Genomic DNA, 21,002 nt, shown 5'->3' on the forward strand with positions numbered 1-21,002 from the left:
AGAATTTATTCTTTCAAAACTGGATAAACGTTTCATTGATGTTCATAAATTGTGGTTAAGTCCTCGACCGATTAGTATTCGTCAGCTCCACACATCACTGCGCTTCCACCTCGAACCTATCTACCTGATCGTCTTTCAGGGGTCTTACTTACTTGCGTAATGGGAAATCTCATCTTGAGGGGGGCTTCATGCTTAGATGCTTTCAGCACTTATCCCGTCCACACATAGCTACCCAGCGATGCTCTTGGCAGAACAACTGGTACACCAGCGGTGTGTCCATCCCGGTCCTCTCGTACTAAGGACAGCTCCTCTCAAATTTCCTACGCCCACGACGGATAGGGACCGAACTGTCTCACGACGTTCTGAACCCAGCTCGCGTACCGCTTTAATGGGCGAACAGCCCAACCCTTGGGACCGACTACAGCCCCAGGATGCGATGAGCCGACATCGAGGTGCCAAACCTCCCCGTCGATGTGGACTCTTGGGGGAGATAAGCCTGTTATCCCCGGGGTAGCTTTTATCCGTTGAGCGATGGCCCTTCCATGCGGAACCACCGGATCACTAAGCCCGTCTTTCGACCCTGCTCGACTTGTAGGTCTCGCAGTCAAGCTCCCTTATGCCTTTACACTCTACGAATGATTTCCAACCATTCTGAGGGAACCTTTGGGCGCCTCCGTTACTCTTTAGGAGGCGACCGCCCCAGTCAAACTGTCCGCCTGACACTGTCTCCTACCCCGCTAAGGGGCATGGGTTAGAAGTTCAATACAACCAGGGTAGTATCCCACTGACGCCTCCTCCGAAGCTGGCGCTCCGGGATCTCTGGCTCCTACCTATCCTGTACAAGTTGTACCAAAATTCAATATCAGGCTACAGTAAAGCTCCACGGGGTCTTTCCGTCCTGTCGCGGGTAACCTGCATCTTCACAGGTACTATAATTTCACCGAGTCTCTCGTTGAGACAGTGCCCAGATCGTTACGCCTTTCGTGCGGGTCGGAACTTACCCGACAAGGAATTTCGCTACCTTAGGACCGTTATAGTTACGGCCGCCGTTTACTGGGGCTTCAATTCGCAGCTTCGCTTGCGCTAACCACTCCTCTTAACCTTCCAGCACCGGGCAGGCGTCAGCCCCTATACGTCACCTTACGGTTTTGCAGAGACCTGTGTTTTTGCTAAACAGTCGCCTGGGCCTATTCACTGCGGCTCTCTCACGCTTGCACGCTAACAGAGCACCCCTTCTCCCGAAGTTACGGGGTCATTTTGCCGAGTTCCTTAACGAGAGTTCTCTCGCACACCTTAGGATTCTCTCCTCGACTACCTGTGTCGGTTTGCGGTACGGGCACCTCTCACCTCGATAGAGGCTTTTCTTGGCAGTGTGAAATCAGGAACTTCGTCCATACGGACTCGTCATCACAGCTCAATGTTAAAGTATGCGGATTTGCCTACATACACACCTTACTGCTTGAACACGCGCAACCAACGGCGTGCTTACCCTATCCTACTGCGTCCCCCCATTTCTCAAACGGTGAGGAGGTGGTACAGGAATATCAACCTGTTGTCCATCGCCTACGCCTATCGGCCTCGGCTTAGGTCCCGACTAACCCTGAGCGGACGAGCCTTCCTCAGGAAACCTTAGTCATACGGTGGACGGGATTCTCACCCGTCTTTCGCTACTCATACCGGCATTCTCACTTCTAAGCGCTCCACCAGTCCTTCCGGTCTGACTTCAACGCCCTTAGAACGCTCTCCTACCACGCATCCTATTGGATGCATCCACAGCTTCGGTGAATCGTTTAGCCCCGATACATTTTCGGCGCAGCGTCACTCGACCAGTGAGCTATTACGCACTCTTTAAATGATGGCTGCTTCTAAGCCAACATCCTGGTTGTCTAAGCAACGCCACATCCTTTTCCACTTAACGATTACTTTGGGACCTTAGCTGGTGGTCTGGGCTGTTTCCCTCTTGACTACGGATCTTATCACTCGCAGTCTGACTCCCGTGTATAAATATCTGGCATTCGGAGTTTGTCTGAATTCGGTAAAGCGAGATGCCCCCCTAGTCCAAACAGTGCTCTACCTCCAGTATTCTCAATCACGAGGCTAGCCCTAAAGCTATTTCGGAGAGAACCAGCTATCTCCAGGTTCGATTGGAATTTCTCCGCTACCCACACCTCATCCCCGCACTTTTCAACGTGCGTGGGTTCGGGCCTCCAGTAAGTGTTACCTCACCTTCACCCTGGACATGGGTAGATCACCTGGTTTCGGGTCTACGACCACGTACTAATTCGCCCTATTCAGACTCGCTTTCGCTGCGGCTCCGTCTTCTCAACTTAACCTCGCACGTAATCGTAACTCGCCGGTTCATTCTACAAAAGGCACGCTATCACCCATTAACGGGCTCTAACTACTTGTAGGCACACGGTTTCAGGATCTATTTCACTCCCCTTCCGGGGTGCTTTTCACCTTTCCCTCACGGTACTGGTTCACTATCGGTCACTAGGTAGTATTTAGCCTTGGGAGATGGTCCTCCCGGATTCCGACGGAATTTCACGTGTTCCGCCGTACTCAGGATCCACTCAGGAGGGAATAACTTTTGGGCTACAGGGCTTTTACCTTATTTTGCGGACCTTTCCAAGTCGCTTCGCCTAAATCATTCTTTTGTAACTCCGTATTGAGTGTCCTACAACCCCAAAGAGCAAGCTCTTTGGTTTGGGCTCTTCCCGTTTCGCTCGCCGCTACTCAGGGAATCGAATTTTCTTTCTGTTCCTGCAGGTACTTAGATGTTTCAGTTCCCTGCGTCTGTCTCAAACACGCTATGAATTCACGTGAGTGTACTATCCGATTAAAGATAGTGGGTTCCCCCATTCGGAAATCCCCGGATCAAAGCTTACTTACAGCTCCCCGAGGCATATCGGTGTTAGTGCCGTCCTTCATCGACTCCTAGTGCCAAGGCATCCACCGTGCGCCCTTATTAACTTAACCAAAAGTTAAACTTAAATCAGAAGATTTAAGATTTTAAGGATATTGCACGACCAATTTCTTGATCTATTGTTTGTTTATTACTTATCAATGTCGTTTTATCCAGTTTTCAAAGAACAAAGCAGCTGACTTCAATCACTTCATGACTGAACTTCGCTGAATTCGCTTCATGCAGCTTTGCGACGATAGCGCTAGCGACAGGAGCAAATATTTTTTTGAAGTATCTCATTCAATTAAGAATGAACCTTCAAAACTGAACAGCAAACGTTAATGAGTATCTTTCCCATGGAAAGATTTCCGAAATAATCCTTAGAAAGGAGGTGATCCAGCCGCACCTTCCGATACGGCTACCTTGTTACGACTTCACCCCAATCATCTATCCCACCTTCGGCGGCTGGCTCCATAAAGGTTACCTCACCGACTTCGGGTGTTACAAACTCTCGTGGTGTGACGGGCGGTGTGTACAAGGCCCGGGAACGTATTCACCGTGGCATGCTGATCCACGATTACTAGCGATTCCGGCTTCATGTAGGCGAGTTGCAGCCTACAATCCGAACTGAGAACGATTTTATCGGATTAGCTCCCCCTCGCGGGTTGGCAACCGTTTGTATCGTCCATTGTAGCACGTGTGTAGCCCAGGTCATAAGGGGCATGATGATTTGACGTCATCCCCACCTTCCTCCGGTTTATCACCGGCAGTCTCCTTAGAGTGCCCAACTAAATGATGGCAACTAAGAACAAGGGTTGCGCTCGTTGCGGGACTTAACCCAACATCTCACGACACGAGCTGACGACAACCATGCACCACCTGTCACCGTTGTCCCCGAAGGGAAAACTGTATCTCTACAGTGGTCAATGGGATGTCAAGACCTGGTAAGGTTCTTCGCGTTGCTTCGAATTAAACCACATGCTCCACCGCTTGTGCGGGCCCCCGTCAATTCCTTTGAGTTTCAGTCTTGCGACCGTACTCCCCAGGCGGAGTGCTTAATGCGTTAGCTGCAGCACTGAGGGGCGGAAACCCCCCAACACTTAGCACTCATCGTTTACGGCGTGGACTACCAGGGTATCTAATCCTGTTTGCTCCCCACGCTTTCGCGCCTCAGTGTCAGTTACAGACCAGATAGTCGCCTTCGCCACTGGTGTTCCTCCAAATCTCTACGCATTTCACCGCTACACTTGGAATTCCACTATCCTCTTCTGCACTCAAGTTCCCCAGTTTCCAATGACCCTCCCCGGTTGAGCCGGGGGCTTTCACATCAGACTTAAGGAACCACCTGCGCGCGCTTTACGCCCAATAATTCCGGACAACGCTTGCCACCTACGTATTACCGCGGCTGCTGGCACGTAGTTAGCCGTGGCTTTCTAACAAGGTACCGTCAAGGTAGCGCCAGTTACTACGCTACTTGTTCTTCCCTTGCAACAGAGTTTTACGAACCGAAATCCTTCTTCACTCACGCGGCGTTGCTCCATCAGACTTTCGTCCATTGTGGAAGATTCCCTACTGCTGCCTCCCGTAGGAGTCTGGGCCGTGTCTCAGTCCCAGTGTGGCCGATCACCCTCTCAGGTCGGCTACGCATCGTTGCCTTGGTGAGCCGTTACCTCACCAACTAGCTAATGCGCCGCGGGTCCATCCTATAGTGATAGCCGAAACCATCTTTCAACTTCAAAACATGTGTTTCGAAGTATTATCCGGTATTAGCTCCGGTTTCCCGAAGTTATCCCAGTCTATAGGGTAGGTTACCCACGTGTTACTCACCCGTCCGCCGCTAAATCAGAGAGAAGCAAGCTTCTCTAATCATTCGCTCGACTTGCATGTATTAGGCACGCCGCCAGCGTTCGTCCTGAGCCAGGATCAAACTCTCCATAATAGTTAGTTTGAAAGCTCATTTGCTTTGCTAGCGATTCAACTAATTAAAGTTGTAATCTATTGTTTGTTTCATTTAAGAAACTTGTTTTTCATTAACGTTGCTTGTTCAGTTTTCAAGGTTCATGTTTTTAAAAGTAACTTCTCCATGTTATCATTTATAAATTATTATGTCAATAACATTTTTTGCTTTAATTTTCCGCTTCATTAGCGACTTCATTACTATACATGAATGTATTTTTGAAGTCAATAACTATTTCGAAATATTTTTCTGAAGTTGTTATCCTCTTGAGGACAATTAATAATATACCTCAAAAGGATAAACAAAATCAAGCTTTTTTTGAAAAATATTTTTTAGGATCCACAACAAACATCATAATCCCAGTAATAACAATGATTCCTCCGATAATTTGTGTTGCTGTTAAATATTCATTAAAGATAACGATTGCTAAAACGGCCGCGCCTACTGGTTCAAATAATATCGCGATTGAGATAACATTTGTACTCACCCATTTCAGTGACCAATTGAATAAATTATGTCCTAATAAGTTTGGAATAATGGCTAACAAAACAAACCAGAACCAATCCATCGCTACATAAGGCCCAAATGATTCACCTTTTACAATTATATAGAAGAATAATGTAATCGTACTAATTGAGTAGACAACCATCGTATATGTCACCAGTGATAATCGCTTACGAACATCTTGACCAAATAATAAATAACCAGTTACAAGAGCGCACGCTACTAGCGCTAACAGATCCCCATATAAAGCAGAGCCACTAACTTTAAAGTCTCCCCAACCAATGAGTACACTTCCTATAATGGCAATACCTCCAGCTACAAACGTTTTGAATGTGATCTTTTCTTTAAAGAATAAGTACGTTCCCAAAAAGGCAAATAACGGTTGCATCGTTACAAGTACAGTTGAACTGGCAACCGATGTATAGTTCAACGATTCAAACCACAAAATAAAATGGAACGCTAAAAATACACCCGCAATCGCAGAAAAAATCCAATCACGTTTCGATAAATCCTTCACTTCATGTCGATACTTCATTAAAAACCACGGTAGCATAATCAATACCGAGAAAAGCATACGATAAAATGCAATGACGCCTGCATCTGCACTCGCTAGTTTTACAAAAATCGCAGAAAGGGAAACAGATATTACACCAATTAGAATTGGAATATACGGATGAATAGGTGGTTTGTTCATACCTCTCCCCCACTTTCTATTGAATTGAATTGTCCATGAGTATTCATTTTACTCGTTCTAATAGTAGAAAACTATAATAAATAGAGGATTTTCTTGATGTTAGTTCGAATCTCGATATACAAAGGAGATGGACATCATGGAATGGTTAACAAATAATCAATTTACCATTGAAATTTCAATTAAATTATTAATTGCTGCTACACTGAGTTTAATTATTGGGATAGAAAGGGAACTTAAAAAGAAGCCGGTTGGATTAAAGACAAGTATGGTCATTGCTACATTCAGTTGCTTACTAACAATCATATCTATTGAAACTGCGTATTCAACACCCGCGCGACCTGATATTAATATTACGATGGACCCCTTGCGCTTAGCTGCACAAATTGTGAGCGGGATTGGTTTTTTAGGTGCTGGAGTCATTTTACGTAAAGGTAATGACAGCATTACTGGGCTTACGACAGCAGCTATGATTTGGGGAGCTGCAGCGATTGGAATTGCCGTTGGTGCTGGGTTTTACATACATGCCTTTATCACAGTTGTTATCGTTGTTATTGGAATCGAAGTAATAGCACCGCTTCTCATGAAGTTCGGGCCAAAGCGATTGCGTATGCGTGAGGTAAAGCTTGTTATTATTACCGAGCAAGCAGAGCGCATTAAAGATTTGATTGATTATATGAAGGAACACGATATGCACATCGAAAATTTATCCATTCGTGATGTGCCGGCTTCTGAAAAACTTCTACATGAAATCGATATGCGTTTTTCAACAGTGGAAGCAAACCATACACTTTCGCTATACAACCGACTTCGCAAGTTACCATTTGTAAAAAACATTAAAATCGAGTATTTAGATTAACGGAGGAGAAGGGCAATGGGAGAATTATTTGGCTTATTAAAGGGTGGCAATCGACCGTCCCTCTTAGCAGCATTTATTAACACTTTTTTAGGAATCATTAAAGGCGTGGCATTTTTCTTTACCGGCAATGTCGCGATGTTTGCAGAAATGATGCACTCCTTTGGGGATGCAGCCAACCAATTTTTTGTATTTATTGGTTCGGCTCTTTCAAAAAAGGCACCAACACCAAGGTTCCCAAATGGTTATGGGCGTATTGTTAACTTAGTATGTTTAGGCGCCGTTTTAATTGTAGCGATCCTTTCCTACGAGACAATTAAAGAAGGTTGGCATCACTTCATGCATCCAGCTACAGAATCATCAGGTATTTGGATTGCATTAGCCGTTTTAGCACTTGGTTTTGTTTTAGAATTATTCGTGTTGCACAAAGCGGCAAAAGAAATTTTACATGAAGTAGGTGTAGAACCAAAAGGCATTCCTATTATTCAGTCTATACCCTATTTAAACCGCGCTAAGCCAGCAACGAAGCTTGTTTGGATGGAAGATTTAGTTGCGACTTCGGGGAATTTATTAGCGTTCTTAGCAATCATTATTGCGTATTTCACTGGATTTTATCGTTTAGAGGGGCTTGTATCAATGATTATCGGGCTTATGATGTTTTACGTAGTAGGCCGCGTATTTTTAGATAACGCTCGCGGGGCTATTGGTGAAACGGACGAAGAGATGCTTGTGCATATTGGGAATCTTGTTATACAAGATCCAAATGTAACCGACATCGCGCGCTTAGAAGTGGTTAAAGAGGGTGAATTTTTACATGTAGAGTTGGTTGCGGAAACGGATCCGAATCTTTCACTCGCTTATTTAGATGATGTACGTGATCATTTAACGCAATTACTCCTAAACCAAAAAGGCGTTACAAAAGTAACAATGGCCTTTGATGAGGATGACGGGGAGCGTAAATGGACACATACCGCTACAAAGCCTGAACAAGAAAAGGGCATGATTTAAAATCGAGTAGGAGGGAGTGATTAACTCCCGACCTCTCATACCACCGTACGTACGGATCCGTATACGGCGGTTCAATTAAGATGAATAACGCAAAGTTTCGTAACGAACTTGCAGACTTTTCAGCCCTTGGCTTTCCCAATAGGAATTGCCGAGGGTTCTGTGTAATATGGGGCTATTTGAAATGCGCCAGTACCCTTTTCGGGTATTTCCCCACTCGTATGCTTTCCCGTAAGGTACTTTTAGACGAATGAGATTTCTGACTCTTGTTCGGGGGTTCTTCCAATTCTTCCACAAACACATACGTAATCTTCGTTTAATCCAGCCATCTAATGCTTTAAATATGGAGTACGTATCCGCTAGAGCGAAGTAGCCACACCAACCTATCAGATATTGATTCAACTTTTCGATTCTGTATTCGATGGAATAAGGCATCTTTCTTGAGGTAATTTCTCGTATTTTCTTCTTCATTCGTATGAGGCTTGATTTCGCAATGCGAACTTTCGGTTCTTTATGATGTGTAAAACTGAAGCCTAGGAATTTACGGTTCCACGGACGGTCTACCGCTGATTTCTTTTCATTTACTTTCAGGCGAAGTTTTCCTTCGATAAATCGCTGTACACTTGCCATTACCCGTATTCCTGCACGCTCTGTTTTCACATAAATATTACAGTCATCTGCGTATCGAACGAATTTATGTCCACGTTTCTCTAATTCTTTATCGAGTTCGTCTAAGACGATATTAGAAAGTAAAGGACTTAAAGGACCACCTTGAGGTGTCCCTTCTTCTGTACTTGAAACTACTCCATTTATCATGACACCCGCTTGGAGGTATTTACGAATCAGTATTAATAATGGTTTATCTGAAATTCGTTTTGCTAATGTTGCCATTAGACGGTCATGGTTGACCTTATCAAAGAATTTCTCCAAATCCATATCAATCACCCATCGATAGCCCTCTTTTAAATAGCCTTTCGCTTTTCTGACCGCATCATGAGCGCTTCGATTTGGACGAAAGCCATAACTGTGGTCTGAAAATGTTGGGTCATATTCTTTTGATAAAATCTGCGAGATGGCTTGTTGAATCAAACGGTCTGTCACAGTTGGTATTCCTAATAAGCGCACACCGCCATCTGGTTTCGGGATTTCGACACGACGGACTGGCTGCGGTTCATAGGTACCATCTAAAATCTGCGATTTAATCGTATGCCAATTTTCGAGGATGTGCTGTCGTACGGTTTGTACGGGCATCATGTCTACTCCGTGGCTTCCTTTATTCGCTTCTACTCGCTTTAATGCTTGTATCATGTTTTGTCGCTCCAAAATTTGATTCAACATCACCATTTCGTTCCTTTCCGTGAATAGCTGTTCTTCTTTTACCCAACTGGACTACACCCTCCGCAAATACCCTCGTGGAATTCACCACTACTTTCTAAGCGTGAGGTTTCTACTGTTTTCTGTGTTCGTTCATCCTAATTGGAAAGCCAAGGGCTATTCTCTCCTAATTGTTCAGTCCTTCCAAGTAATTCTAGACTTACTTGTACTATGACCTCTGCTGACTTCTGACAGTTCAGCTACTTGTCACCAAGTAGGTTATGAAGGGTACTTCACATTACTGTCAGACCTCCCCGGGTAAGCGCATGCACTTTCACACCATCTATCCGCCTCATTTACTTGATATGACCTTCGACAGAAGGGACTTTATCTTGTCTTGCAGATTCATCCAATCATACCTAGCCTTCTATGAGATTCGTGTTCCTCGGACCGGTGTTTTGCCGCCAGCTTCCTTCAGATTCCGCGTCGCCACGGACACCCTTGCTTTTGGCTAACCTCTACTTCTGTCTTCGGGGTTCGGGACTTGCACCCTATAGTTCATGCGCATGCCGGGCGCACAAGAAGGGCATGTAGTCAAAATCCATGACTACATGCCCTTTCCTTATATTATAAAGACATTTCTAAAATTTTGCGTACGTCCTCAGCTTGTAACTTATTAAAGTTGCCGAATGGGCCGTTTACCAAGCAATGCTTCACCATTTCATTAAAGTGCGTTGAATCAATCTCGTAATCTGCTAAGCGACTTGGTGCGCCGATTGACGTCCAAAACGCTGAGAGTGCGTCGATTCCTTCTAACGCAACTTGCTCCTCTGTTTTACCTGCTGCGTCAATACCGAATACATTCACTGCTACTTTCGCAAAACGCGCTGGGTTGATATGGACATTATGCTTCATCCAGTTCGGGAAAAGGATCGCTAATCCACCTGCATGCGCGATGTCATAATAAGCCGATACCGCATGCTCAATATTATGCGTTGCCCAGTCACCACGTGAACCTAATGCTAAGAAACCATTTAAGCCAAGTGTCCCTGCAAGCATTAATGTCTCGCGGTGCTCATAGTTTGTTGGGTCCTTTAATGCTTTTGGTGCTACGTCAATTAAAGTACGTAAAATACCTTCGCTCATTTCATCCGTAATTGGCGTGTTCGTTGCATTGTTGAAATATTGCTCGAAAATATGTGACATCGTATCCACGACACCGTTAACTGTTTGATTGGCTGGTACGGAATACGTATACGCTGGATCTAAAATTGAGAATTTCGGGAAGCATGCCGGACTACCCCAGCCGAATTTTTCCTTCGTCTCTAAATTTGTAATAACCGAACCAGAATTCATCTCAGATGCAGTTGCTGCTAATGTTAACACTGTTGCTAGTGGTAAAGCTTCTGTTGCCATTACCTTTTTCATTACAATGTCCCATGCATCCGCGTCTAGTTTTGCCCCAGCGACGATTAGTTTTGAACAGTCGATTACCGAACCGCCACCTATTGCTAATACGATGTCGATGTTGTTTTCCTTACAGATTGCAATCCCTTTACGTGCTGTTTCAACACGTGGGTTTGGTTCGACACCTGCCAATTCAAACACATTCATATTTAAATCGCTTAAAATCGCCTGAATGTCCCCGTATACACCGTTTGTTTTAATGCTGCCGCCACCGTATACGATTAATATGTTTTTGCCGTACTGTGGAAGCTCATTACGTAGGTGCTCAATGCTTCCTTTACCAAAGTGAATTTTTACTGGATTATAAAATGAAAATGCGTTCATGCTGATTCCTCCTATTTTTAAAAAGCCCCACCTCTAATAATAGAAGTGAGGCTAAATGTTCAATTACACCTCGGCGTAATAGCGTCCAGATTTTTTCGAGTATACTCGAAAAACTCCTTAAAAATCTGTGACATCCGCCGGGGGCTTGGGCCAACACGAAGTTGGTCACTTAGGTGGGGGTTGCCGCATGACGCGGCGTTCTTAGCCTAAGTTCCTCTATTCAGCTGGGGTTTGAACCCCAACTGAATTAATTTAATTTATACCCAACCACGGAAGCGTGATGCTTCTGCAGTGCGACGTACACCTACCATATAGGCAGCTAAGCGCATGTTAATGTTACGGTTTTGAGCTGTTGTATATACATTGTCAAATGCCGTTACCATCTTCGCATATAATTTTTCACGAATTTCTTCTTCTGTCCAGTAGTAGCCCATGTTGTTTTGTACCCACTCGAAGTATGATACAGTTACGCCACCTGCTGATGCTAATACGTCTGGTACTAAAAGAATACCACGCTCTGTTAAGATTTTTGTTGCTTCTGCTGTTGTTGGACCGTTTGCCGCTTCCACAACAATGTTTGCTTTAATATTATGTGCGTTTTCTGCTGTAATTTGGTTTTCAATCGCAGCTGGCACTAAAATGTCACAGTCTAACTCTAATAGTTCTTTATTTGAAATCGTATTTTCGAATAATGTTGTTACCGTACCGAATGAATCACGACGATCTAATAAATAGTCGATATCTAAACCGTTCGGATCGTGTAGGGCACCATGTGCATCTGAAATACCGATTACTTTTGCACCTAAATCACTCATGAATTTTGCCAAGAAGCTTCCTGCGTTACCAAAACCTTGAATAACCACACGTGCTCCCTTCACATCGATGCCACGTTTTTTCGCTGCTTGTTCAATAACAATCGTTACACCTTCTGCAGTTGCACGATCGCGGCCTTGTGAGCCACCAAGTACGATTGGCTTACCTGTAATGAACCCTGGTGAGTTAAACTCGTCCATACGGCTGTATTCATCCATCATCCACGCCATGATTTGCGCGTTTGTAAATACGTCCGGTGCTGGAATATCCTTTGTCGGCCCAACGAATTGTTTAATTGCGCGTACATAACCACGGCTTAATCGTTCAATCTCGCCCATCGACATTTCACGTGGGTCACAAATAACGCCACCTTTACCGCCACCATACGGAAGATCCACGATACCACATTTTAATGTCATCCACATAGAAAGCGCTTTCACTTCCTCTTCACTAACCATCGGATGGAAGCGTACCCCGCCCTTAGTAGGTCCTACTGCATCATTATGTTGCGCACGGTAACCAGTGAATACTTTTGTCGACCCATCATCCATTTTCACAGGAATACGTACTGTCAACATGCGAAGTGGTTCCTTTAATAGGTTGTACATCGCTTCGTCATAACCAAGTTTATTTAATGCCTCATGTATTACTTCTTGGGTTGATGTGAACAAGTTTAAATTTTCAGCCATTGTTATTCGCCTCTTTAAAATTTAATGTATTTGTGTGTTTCCGCCAACATTGTAACATACTTCAATATAACTTTGTTAAATAATTCGTCACATTTTGAACACTTTTCTAAATTCAGTTGAATATCACTAAATTAAGTGTATTTTCAACAAAAAATTCTGCATAAACACTAATTTTCACTCAAAAAGAAAACATGTCCAAGCGCTTAACGAAGCAGGCTTGAACATGTATCTCTTTAATGGCCCGATTGTTCAATCCAGTCCTTTAATTTGTCTTTTAAAATTTTAAATCCGTCTGCATCGACCTCATCCACACGATCTTGCAAGGAACGTCGAGGTTGCGACTCTTTTTTGCGATAATACGGTGCTTCTTGAAGTTCGCGAATCGATAAGCTGATTTTCTTTTGTTCTTCATCGACTTCAAGCACCTTTACTTGAATATCTTCCCCTACCGATAGAAAGTCATTCACATCTTTTACAAATCCGTAAGTAATTTCTGATATATGCACGAGACCTTGCGTCTGTTCATCTAAAGCGACAAAAGCTCCGTATGGTTGGACTCCTGTTACTTTACCGGTTAGCACGTCACCTACTTCAATTTTTTTTACCATACTTTGTTCCTACCTTCTATTTTTCGTAAATACACAAATGTCATGTTAAATTATAACATATGATAAGTTTTGGAACAAAGAAACGCCTTAATCTAGAATTTTTCGTGTATAGGAGATAGATAATTCAACGTAATTGGAAAGGATTGTGCGGGATTTCATCTAGAATAATTGCATTTTCAAAAAATTTTGCATTATTTCATCGGATTGTTGTAAAATGGGTACTTGTATATTTATAAGGAGGTCATATTTTGTCATCTAGAGATCAATTCACATCTAAGATTGGATTCATTTTAGCTGCTGCTGGTAGTGCAATCGGATTAGGGGCGATTTGGAAGTTCCCTTACATGGCCGGCACAAATGGTGGTAGTGTTTTTATTTTATTATTCATTTTATGTACAGTCATTATCGGGCTACCGATTTTAATTGCAGAATTTATGATAGGGCGTCGCGGTCAAAAAGATCCGATTACGTCATTTAAAGAGCAAGCACCAGGGAAGCCTTGGTACATGATTGGTTGGATCGGTCTTGTTGCTTGTGGATTAATTTTATCGTTCTATAGCGTAGTTGGTGGATGGATTTTAAGTTATATCGGCCGCGCACTGACATTTTCATTAACAGGAAAAGACGTTGATTTTGGCGCACTATTTTCAGATATTATTGCAAATCCTTGGGAAGTGTTGCTTGCACAAGCCGCATTTATGCTACTTACGTTATTGATTGTACAAGCTGGAATTAAAAAAGGCATTGAAGCAGCGAGTAAGTGGATGATGCCGCTGTTATTTATTTTCTTCATTTTACTATTCATTCGTTCAATTACATTAGACGGTGCAATCGAAGGCGTGAAATTCATGTTCATTCCAGATTGGTCGTACTTTAATGGAGAAACATTAATTTTAGCGCTTGGTCAGGCATTCTTCTCGTTAAGTATTGGGGTAGCAGCGATGATTACATACGCCTCGTATTTATCGCGTAAAGAAAAGATTGTTACTTCTGCGATAAACGTGGCGACAATGAACATCGCGATTTCATTACTTGCTGGTTTAGTTATTTTCCCAGCAGTATTCGCGCTTGGCTTCTCGCCAACTGAAGGACCTGGACTCGTATTTATAATGATTCCGGCTGTCTTTGAGCAATTACCGTTTGGTAGCGCACTATTACTGGTGTTCTTTATTCTATTATTATTCGCAACTGTCACATCAGCCATCGCTTTACTAGAAGTTGTTGTCTCGATGGGAATTCGCGAAAAAAGCGAATCGCGTAAAAAAGCATCTTGGCTGTTTGCGGCCATTATTTTCATCGTTGGGATTCCGAGCGCCCTATCATTTGGACTTTTATCTGACGTTTCAATTTTTGACCGTTCGATTTTCGACTTTGTTGATTATTTTACAAGTGCCATTTTAATGCCTATTGGTGCCTTGTTAACATCGATTTTTGCGGGCTATCATTACTCGAAAAATATTTCACGTGAAGAAATGCAAACATCACCTGTGATTTATCATATTTGGTACTTTATCGTGCGTTACTTAGCGCCAATCTGTATCATCGCTATCTTCGTTAATAAAGTATTCTTTAGCTAAATTATAAGCTACCTCATTTGTGGGGTAGCTTTTTTATTATTCATCTTTTTGACAAAAAATTGCATTTCATAACGCTTGCTGCATATTATAATTAGAATTATCAAAAAACTAATCGGAAGGATGTGCACCACATGAAACTTGCACTTCATGAACAACTAAAGCTATTACGTTTAGAAAAAAATTTGACGATTGAAGAGCTTTCAAAGAAAACCCAAATCGGTGTTGAAAAATTAACAGCCTTTGAAAACGGTGACCAAACCCCTTCAACACAAACCATGCTCTTATTATCAACAATTTTACAAGTACCCGTTTCCAACTTAGTAGATGGCACCACAAATGTATCTTAAACCAAAAAATGTGAGCGCCCATCTAGGTGCTCACATTTTTTAAATAATACATTTTGCTTCGAATTTCACGGCGATTAATTTGTAGGAAATCGCGACGCAATTTTCAAACGGAATCCATTGTTCGTAAGAGTATTCATAAACGGTTTGAATGACTTTTGCTAGCTCAGATGGGTCGTCAATTCCTTGTAATGCCGCAACAACATCTGCAGTCTCCGTTTCATAACTTCCTTGCCCTAAGCTAAATGGATCCCAATCAAGTAATAGCTGGACACACTTCTGGTTCATTTCCACATTTTCCATTTTATTCACCCTACTACTCTCTTTCTATTCGTTAGTATGATAACATAGGTTCGAACAGATCAAAAAGAAAAGAGGGCTAATAATGTCATTTTTTAACGAAATTCATGAGCGCAAGGGTTCTAGCTCGATTAAATTGGATAAAATGCGCGATGTTTACAACTTAGAAGATACATCGAAGCTATTACCAATGTGGATTGCTGACATGGACTTCCCCGCACCACCTGTCGTAAGTGAAGCAATTACAGAACGCTTAAAGCACCCTATTTTTGGTTATACGTACGCAAACTGCGATGTGAAAGATGCTGTCGTGAACTGGTATCAAACACGTCATAACTGGACAATCGATTCCGAAACCATCTTATTCCAACCAGGTGTTGTGCCTGCAATCGCTGCAATCATTGAAACCTTTACGAACAAAAACGATAAAATCGGCATGGTAACACCTGCCTATCCACCATTTGTGAACGTCCCATCTGCCCAGCAGCGTGAAGTTGTAACATGTGAGCTAACAGAGCAAAATGGGCATTATACGTTAGATTTCGACAAACTCGAAAGCATGTTTAAATCGGGCATTGCGATGTTTATTTTATGTAACCCACATAACCCAATTGGCATCGTTTGGAGCAAAGAAGAGCTAGAGCAACTTGTCGCGTTATGTATTAAATATGACGTGTATTTACTTGCCGATGAAATTCATGCGGATATTTTAATTACAAAAACATACACGCCTACATTAACAGTTAAGGATGCTGACAAAGCCAAAATCATCACTTGTATCGCACCTACAAAAACCTTCAACATCGCTGGTATTCATGCAGCAATGATGGTTGTACCAAATAAAGAGCTCTTTACTGCTTTAGAAGCAGACGCGCAAGCACACGGGCAGCTCGGTTTGAATATTTTCGCCTGTACAACGGTAGAGGCCGTGTACACAAAAGGCGCTCCGTGGTTAGATGAGCTGTTACCTTATTTAAAGACGAATATGGAATATGTCGTAAATGAACTAAATGCATTACCTGGCATTCACACAACAGTTCCTGAAGCAACGTACTTAATGTGGATTGATTACCGCGAAACAGGTCTTGACGAACAAGAGATGATGGAACGTCTACTACATAAAGGGTTTGTTGCACTGGATCCAGGTACAAAATACGGCGAAGCAGGTCGCGGCTTCCTCCGTATGAATGTTGCCTCTCCGTTTGATTTAGTAAAGCAAGGCGTTGACGGGATTAAAAAAGCTTTGCAATAAAATGAAGATTTTTAATCCGATCCGTTCTGCCGCGCTACGGCGGACGCTTTCCGCGGGCACGAAAGTAAATTTTATTAGAAAAGCAAGCCTATGCAATGGTGATGAACCAAAACCATACAAAAAAGCGTCTTCCTCGTGGGAGACGCTTTTTTTTGCTTATTGCTTTTGCATAGTTATTTTTTGTTCCTTAGCCATGCGTTCATTACGTTCTTGTAATGCGCGTGCCTCTAGATGTTTTGCCTTTTCGGCTTGACGAGCAGAAATTCGACGGAATAAAAAAAATGTCGCAAAAACAATAATAATTAAAATGCCAAATTCAATAGCAGCCGGGAAGTAAAGCGATTTATCTTCCGGGAAATATAAAAAGCCACCAGAGAAATTGATTAATAATTGATCCACCCGCGAAACACATCCTTTAAAAATTAGTCAATAATTGTGATTGACTCAATCTTAACATCTTCTTTTGGTTTATCGTGCATATTTCGGTCAACGTTCGCAATTTTGTCAACAACTTCCATACCTTCGATTACTTGTCCGAATACTGTATGTTTACCGTCTAACGTTGGTGTACCGCCTACTTCTTTGTAAAGTGCTACTTCTTCTTTAGACCAGCCGCGAACTTCCATTTGTTTTAACATTGCTACATCAAGTGATGGGTTTTGAACGATGAAGAATTGAGAACCGTTTGTATTTGGTCCCGCATTTGCCATTGATAATGCGCCGCGTAAGTGAATTAACGCTTCTACACACTCATCTTCAAATGAACCGCCCCAAATTGATTCGCCGCCCATACCTGTACCAGTTGGGTCGCCACCTTGAATCATAAACTTTGGAATAACACGGTGGAAAATAATGCCGTTATAGTAGCCAGCTTTTGCGTGACCTAAAAAGTTTTCAACTGTTTTTGGTGCATGTTGTGGGAATAATTTAATTTTAATTGAACCCATTGTTGTGTTCATTTCTACTAATACTTCACCTGGATTTAATTCTTTTGCTAATTGTGGAAACATATTTGTCTCTCCTTTAAATAAATTGTAAACGGTTGGGTATAGATAACAAGTAGTATGCGTTTTCTAGTGTTTTCTATGTCCTCCGTCATTGCCAAGTTTCAGTTTACCACAAGTTATGCATTTTCTGCTATTAACTTGCTAAGCACTTTCTTCGGAAATCGAAATAAGTTATACTAAAATTTAATTATTCAAAAATCAAGAAAGAATGTGATCTATTTTGACAAAAAATACGAAACATAATTTCATCATCATTTTGGTAGCCAATTTTATCGTAGCAGCCTCTACTACAATGATTATGCCGTTCTTGTCGCTATATATCGATACGCTAGGTGAATTCAGTGATAGCTATGTACAAACATGGGCAGGTTTAATTTTTGCAGCAACATTTGTTACGGCTTTAATTATGTCACCTATTTGGGGACGCATCGCCGATAAATACGGCTATAAACCGATTATGATTATTAACTGTTTCGGCATCGCGACTAGTATTTTTTTAATGGGCTATGTACAAAATGTCGAGCAGTTCTTCTTACTGCGACTCGCAATGGGCGTTGTTACCGGCTTTATACCAACCTCAATGGCATTCATTAGTAAGCACACACCAAAAGAAGTGGCCGGTAAAACACTAGGCACCCTACAAATGGGTAGTGTCGGTGGGACATTATTCGGTCCGGTACTCGGTGGGATGATGGCCGATGCATTTGGCTTTAAGTATACGTTTATCATTACTGCAACGTTAATTACCGTTGCCGCAATCATCATTATTATTGGCATTCATGAGCCTACCATTATTCGCAAATTAAAAAGCTCGGTTTACGCGCGAAAAAATGTCGTTTGGGCCATTTTCCACCACCGCCTCCTTTTAAATGTCATGCTCGTCACAACACTCATTCAAATCGGCAACTTTAGTATTCAACCGCTACTTTCCCTTTACGTATCCGAACTTTCTCATGCACAGGAAGTCGCGATGCTTGCCGGAATTACCTTTAGTGCCGCGGGGCTTGGGAATCTATTATTTGCACGTTTTTGGGGAAAATTAAGTGACCATCACGGCTATGAAAAAGTGTTATCCTACTTACTCATTTCAGCAGTCGTCTTTATTATTCCACAGGCATTTGTTACCGAGCTGTGGCAACTAATCGTGTTACGCTTTTTATTTGGGATTGTGTCGGGTGGACTTATTCCTATTACAACCGCACTTATTCGCCGTGAAGCACCGATTGAAGTGCAGGGTGAAATTATGGGCTATAACCAAAGTTTCCGTTTCTTAGGTAATATTTTAGGACCTGTACTTGGGGGATTTGTTGCAAGTCTTGGTGGCATTCACTCTGTATTTTATACAACCGGCCTTTTATTTTTAATTGCCTTTGTCGTCATCTACTTTTTACGAAAGCTTCCGATTCAGTACATGGACGAGCTTTTAAAAAATCACGCTTAAATGTATGGTCTAATTATGTTATTCTTTTTAGATATATTTAACGTAATTGATTGGGAGGCTAATCTATGAAACAAGTTTTTGGCTATGTATTAATTTTATGTAGCATCCCTTTACTGCTTTTTGTCGGAAGCGAAGCATGGAAAGAAATCGCGAAAGCACAGCAACACAGTCAAGTCATTGAAAAATCAATCGAGCTTCCAGAAGAAACGGTCTCTCCCTTACCGATTACTTTGTATGACGCAAACAACGCTATTTTTAGTGAGGAATATACAGAATGGTCACAGCCATTGAAGCTTGATGAAATTCCCGAAGTGGTTAAGGAAATTTTTATTTATAGTGAAGATGAACATTTCTATAATCATTTGGGCTTTGATGTCAGTGCGATTGCACGTGCCTTTATCGCCAATACGAGTGAGCAATCCATCCAACAAGGTGGCTCGACAATCACACAGCAGCTTGTACGTATGCGCTATTTATCGGTTGATAAAACATACGAGCGTAAATTAATGGAACTTTTTTATTCATATGAACTTGAAAAGTACTATTCGAAAGAACAAATTTTAGAAATGTATTTAAATGAAATGTACTTTAGTAACCAAGTATACGGGATTGGAGCAGCGGCAACTTATTATTTTGACCGCCCAATTGATAAGCTATCCTTAGCGGAAATGGCATTTATCGCAGCCATTCCAAACAATCCCTCATTATATGATCCGTTACAAAATTTTGACAACACGAAGGCTCGTCAAGAACGCTTACTTGATAAATTAGTCGAGCATCAACTTTTAACTACGCAAGAAGCAGTGATGTATAAGCAAGAACCGATTACGCTTGCGGTAAAATCAAAAATTCAGAACTATCCAAGCTATAGCACCTATGTGTTACAAGAATTAAAATGGTTAATCGGTCAGCAAACCGGCTACCATGAGCAAATTGCCAAAACGACCGATAAAATGGAAAAAGAGTTTTTACAGCTTGAGCTTCAAAAAGAAGTCGATGAAATTTTAAAGCAAGGCATTCATGTGTATACTGCATTACAGCCCGAGAAACAGCAGCAAGACGAAGCGGCTATCAATACAATTTTAGGGAACGCTGAATTACAGGCGAGTGCAACGATTATCAATAATGACACGCGTGAAATCGTTAGCATTTATGGCGGCAAGGATTATAAAAAGCACGATTTACACCGTGCCTTCCAATCGCCTCGCCAGCCGGGTTCTGCATTTAAGCCGATTAGCGTGTTTGCACCGTATTTTGAAACGACCACTGCTACGAAAAATTCGACTGTTAGTGGTGCCCAGTATTGTGTCGGCAATTTTTGCCCGGAAAACTACGGGGGCATTTGGTATGGTAACGTAACAATTGCTAAGGCCTTCCAAGAAAGTATCAATACAAGTGCACTTCGATTATATGATGCAATCGGTGTGGATACCGCATTTTCATATATTGATCGTTTCCAGTTCGGCTCAATCGTAGACAAAGACCGCACATACGCTACGGCTTTAGGTGGCTTAACGTACGGGGTAACTTCACTTGAATTAGCAGATGCCTATTCAAGCTTTATCGATGGGTTTTATGCACCAGCGCGTAGTATTCGCAAAGTCACAAACTTACAGGGCGAAACGATTTATAGCTGGCCACGTGAGCGTGAAGAAATTTGGTCGGCAAGCACGGTCAATACAATGCGCGATTTACTGAATGAAGTTGTGACGTCAGGAACAGGTAAAGGCTTGTATAGCTATTCAGGCTACATCGGCGCGAAAACCGGCACGACGAACCAATTCAAAGATTATTGGGTTGCCGGTTTAACGAATGATTACACAACAGCCGTGTGGATTGGCTACGATACCCCGCGCTCGATGCAAGCCATTGAAAAACAAAAAATTCACTTCAAAATCTTTAATGCAATAACTGATTGAAAAAAGCGTATTTGTCTGGGATTTCCTCA

Annotated in this window: 15 protein-coding genes and 2 rRNA genes; 7 read left to right on the forward strand and 10 right to left on the reverse strand. The window is 42.4% G+C overall.

Features of this window, described 5'->3' with window-relative positions:
* Positions 1-51: 51 nt before the first annotated feature.
* From NSQ62_RS16210 to NSQ62_RS16220, 3 genes are all read right to left on the reverse strand, one after another.
* A 23S ribosomal RNA gene (locus NSQ62_RS16210) occupies positions 52-2,979 on the reverse strand.
* A 310-nt stretch (positions 2,980-3,289) separates the two neighbouring features.
* Positions 3,290-4,844 (reverse strand): 16S ribosomal RNA (locus NSQ62_RS16215).
* The 16S and 23S rRNA genes sit together here, the layout of an rRNA operon.
* Positions 4,845-5,169: 325 nt before the next feature.
* On the reverse strand, positions 5,170-6,060 hold the full coding sequence (locus NSQ62_RS16220) for a DMT family transporter (RefSeq protein WP_341321133.1): 891 nt from the start codon (positions 6,058-6,060) through the stop codon (positions 5,170-5,172).
* Positions 6,061-6,196: 136 nt separating this feature from the next.
* On the opposite strand from NSQ62_RS16220, the gene NSQ62_RS16225 reads away from it, so the two are divergent.
* Positions 6,197-6,916, forward strand: a complete 720-nt coding sequence (locus tag NSQ62_RS16225; RefSeq protein ID WP_341321134.1) for an MgtC/SapB family protein — start codon at positions 6,197-6,199, stop codon at positions 6,914-6,916.
* A gap of 15 nt (positions 6,917-6,931) precedes the next feature.
* Entirely contained in the window at positions 6,932-7,921 is a 990-nt protein-coding gene (locus NSQ62_RS16230; protein ID WP_341321135.1) for a cation diffusion facilitator family transporter, read from the forward strand.
* Between the two features lie 75 nt (positions 7,922-7,996).
* On the opposite strand, the gene ltrA is transcribed toward NSQ62_RS16230, so the two are convergent.
* The 4 genes from ltrA to yugI form a co-directional block, all read right to left on the reverse strand.
* Positions 7,997-9,259: a group II intron reverse transcriptase/maturase gene (gene ltrA / locus NSQ62_RS16235; protein ID WP_341323894.1), complete on the reverse strand. Its 1,263-nt coding sequence runs from the start codon at positions 9,257-9,259 to the stop codon at positions 7,997-7,999.
* Between the two features lie 600 nt (positions 9,260-9,859).
* Entirely contained in the window at positions 9,860-11,023 is a 1,164-nt protein-coding gene (locus NSQ62_RS16240; protein ID WP_341321136.1) for an iron-containing alcohol dehydrogenase, read from the reverse strand.
* A 257-nt stretch (positions 11,024-11,280) separates the two neighbouring features.
* Positions 11,281-12,525: a Glu/Leu/Phe/Val dehydrogenase gene (locus NSQ62_RS16245; protein WP_341321137.1), complete on the reverse strand. Its 1,245-nt coding sequence runs from the start codon at positions 12,523-12,525 to the stop codon at positions 11,281-11,283.
* Between the two features lie 233 nt (positions 12,526-12,758).
* A complete protein-coding gene (gene yugI / locus NSQ62_RS16250) occupies positions 12,759-13,133 on the reverse strand; it encodes a S1 domain-containing post-transcriptional regulator GSP13 (protein ID WP_341321138.1) in 375 nt (124 codons plus the stop codon).
* Positions 13,134-13,381: 248 nt separating this feature from the next.
* Here yugI and NSQ62_RS16255 point away from each other — a divergent pair, with 248 nt between their 5' ends.
* Positions 13,382-14,710 carry a sodium-dependent transporter gene (locus tag NSQ62_RS16255; RefSeq protein ID WP_341321139.1) on the forward strand — a complete coding sequence of 443 codons (1,329 nt, stop codon included), beginning with the start codon at positions 13,382-13,384 and terminating at the stop codon, positions 14,708-14,710.
* Between the two features lie 131 nt (positions 14,711-14,841).
* Positions 14,842-15,057, forward strand: a complete 216-nt coding sequence (locus NSQ62_RS16260) for a helix-turn-helix transcriptional regulator (RefSeq protein WP_341321140.1) — start codon at positions 14,842-14,844, stop codon at positions 15,055-15,057.
* Positions 15,058-15,096: 39 nt separating this feature from the next.
* On the opposite strand, the gene NSQ62_RS16265 is transcribed toward NSQ62_RS16260, so the two are convergent.
* Positions 15,097-15,357, reverse strand: coding sequence for a DUF1871 family protein (locus NSQ62_RS16265; RefSeq protein ID WP_341323955.1), 261 nt, complete (start codon positions 15,355-15,357; stop codon positions 15,097-15,099).
* 82 nt (positions 15,358-15,439) lie between these two features.
* Between NSQ62_RS16265 and NSQ62_RS16270 the strand changes: the two genes are divergently transcribed.
* Positions 15,440-16,606: a MalY/PatB family protein gene (locus NSQ62_RS16270; protein ID WP_341321141.1), complete on the forward strand. Its 1,167-nt coding sequence runs from the start codon at positions 15,440-15,442 to the stop codon at positions 16,604-16,606.
* 156 nt (positions 16,607-16,762) lie between these two features.
* Here the strand turns inward: NSQ62_RS16270 and NSQ62_RS16275 are convergent, their stop codons facing one another.
* Together NSQ62_RS16275 and NSQ62_RS16280 are read right to left on the reverse strand one after the other, a co-directional pair.
* Positions 16,763-17,005, reverse strand: a complete 243-nt coding sequence (locus NSQ62_RS16275; protein ID WP_341321142.1) for a hypothetical protein — start codon at positions 17,003-17,005, stop codon at positions 16,763-16,765.
* Between the two features lie 23 nt (positions 17,006-17,028).
* Positions 17,029-17,616, reverse strand: coding sequence for a peptidylprolyl isomerase (locus NSQ62_RS16280; protein WP_341321143.1), 588 nt, complete (start codon positions 17,614-17,616; stop codon positions 17,029-17,031).
* 217 nt (positions 17,617-17,833) lie between these two features.
* Here NSQ62_RS16280 and NSQ62_RS16285 point away from each other — a divergent pair, with 217 nt between their 5' ends.
* Together NSQ62_RS16285 and NSQ62_RS16290 are read left to right on the forward strand one after the other, a co-directional pair.
* Positions 17,834-19,054, forward strand: coding sequence for an MFS transporter (locus NSQ62_RS16285; RefSeq protein WP_341321144.1), 1,221 nt, complete (start codon positions 17,834-17,836; stop codon positions 19,052-19,054).
* 65 nt (positions 19,055-19,119) lie between these two features.
* Positions 19,120-20,973, forward strand: a complete 1,854-nt coding sequence (locus tag NSQ62_RS16290; RefSeq protein ID WP_341321145.1) for a transglycosylase domain-containing protein — start codon at positions 19,120-19,122, stop codon at positions 20,971-20,973.
* Positions 20,974-21,002 lie beyond the last annotated feature (29 nt).

The organism is Solibacillus sp. FSL H8-0523 (assembly GCF_038051985.1).
GTDB lineage: Bacteria > Bacillota > Bacilli > Bacillales_A > Planococcaceae > Solibacillus.

What these genes read in the sequence shown, in the direction of transcription:
- NSQ62_RS16220 (WP_341321133.1), bottom strand. Translation starts at nt 6,060, where the DNA reads ATGAACAAACCACCTATTCATCCGTATATTCCAATTCTAATTGGTGTA.
- NSQ62_RS16225 (WP_341321134.1), top strand. Translation starts at nt 6,197, where the DNA reads ATGGAATGGTTAACAAATAATCAATTTACCATTGAAATTTCAATTAAA.
- NSQ62_RS16230 (WP_341321135.1), top strand. Translation starts at nt 6,932, where the DNA reads ATGGGAGAATTATTTGGCTTATTAAAGGGTGGCAATCGACCGTCCCTC.
- NSQ62_RS16240 (WP_341321136.1), bottom strand. Translation starts at nt 11,023, where the DNA reads ATGAACGCATTTTCATTTTATAATCCAGTAAAAATTCACTTTGGTAAA.
- NSQ62_RS16245 (WP_341321137.1), bottom strand. Translation starts at nt 12,525, where the DNA reads ATGGCTGAAAATTTAAACTTGTTCACATCAACCCAAGAAGTAATACAT.
- yugI (WP_341321138.1), bottom strand. Translation starts at nt 13,133, where the DNA reads ATGGTAAAAAAAATTGAAGTAGGTGACGTGCTAACCGGTAAAGTAACA.
- NSQ62_RS16260 (WP_341321140.1), top strand. Translation starts at nt 14,842, where the DNA reads ATGAAACTTGCACTTCATGAACAACTAAAGCTATTACGTTTAGAAAAA.
- NSQ62_RS16265 (WP_341323955.1), bottom strand. Translation starts at nt 15,357, where the DNA reads ATGGAAAATGTGGAAATGAACCAGAAGTGTGTCCAGCTATTACTTGAT.
- NSQ62_RS16270 (WP_341321141.1), top strand. Translation starts at nt 15,440, where the DNA reads ATGTCATTTTTTAACGAAATTCATGAGCGCAAGGGTTCTAGCTCGATT.
- NSQ62_RS16280 (WP_341321143.1), bottom strand. Translation starts at nt 17,616, where the DNA reads ATGTTTCCACAATTAGCAAAAGAATTAAATCCAGGTGAAGTATTAGTA.
- NSQ62_RS16290 (WP_341321145.1), top strand. Translation starts at nt 19,120, where the DNA reads ATGAAACAAGTTTTTGGCTATGTATTAATTTTATGTAGCATCCCTTTA.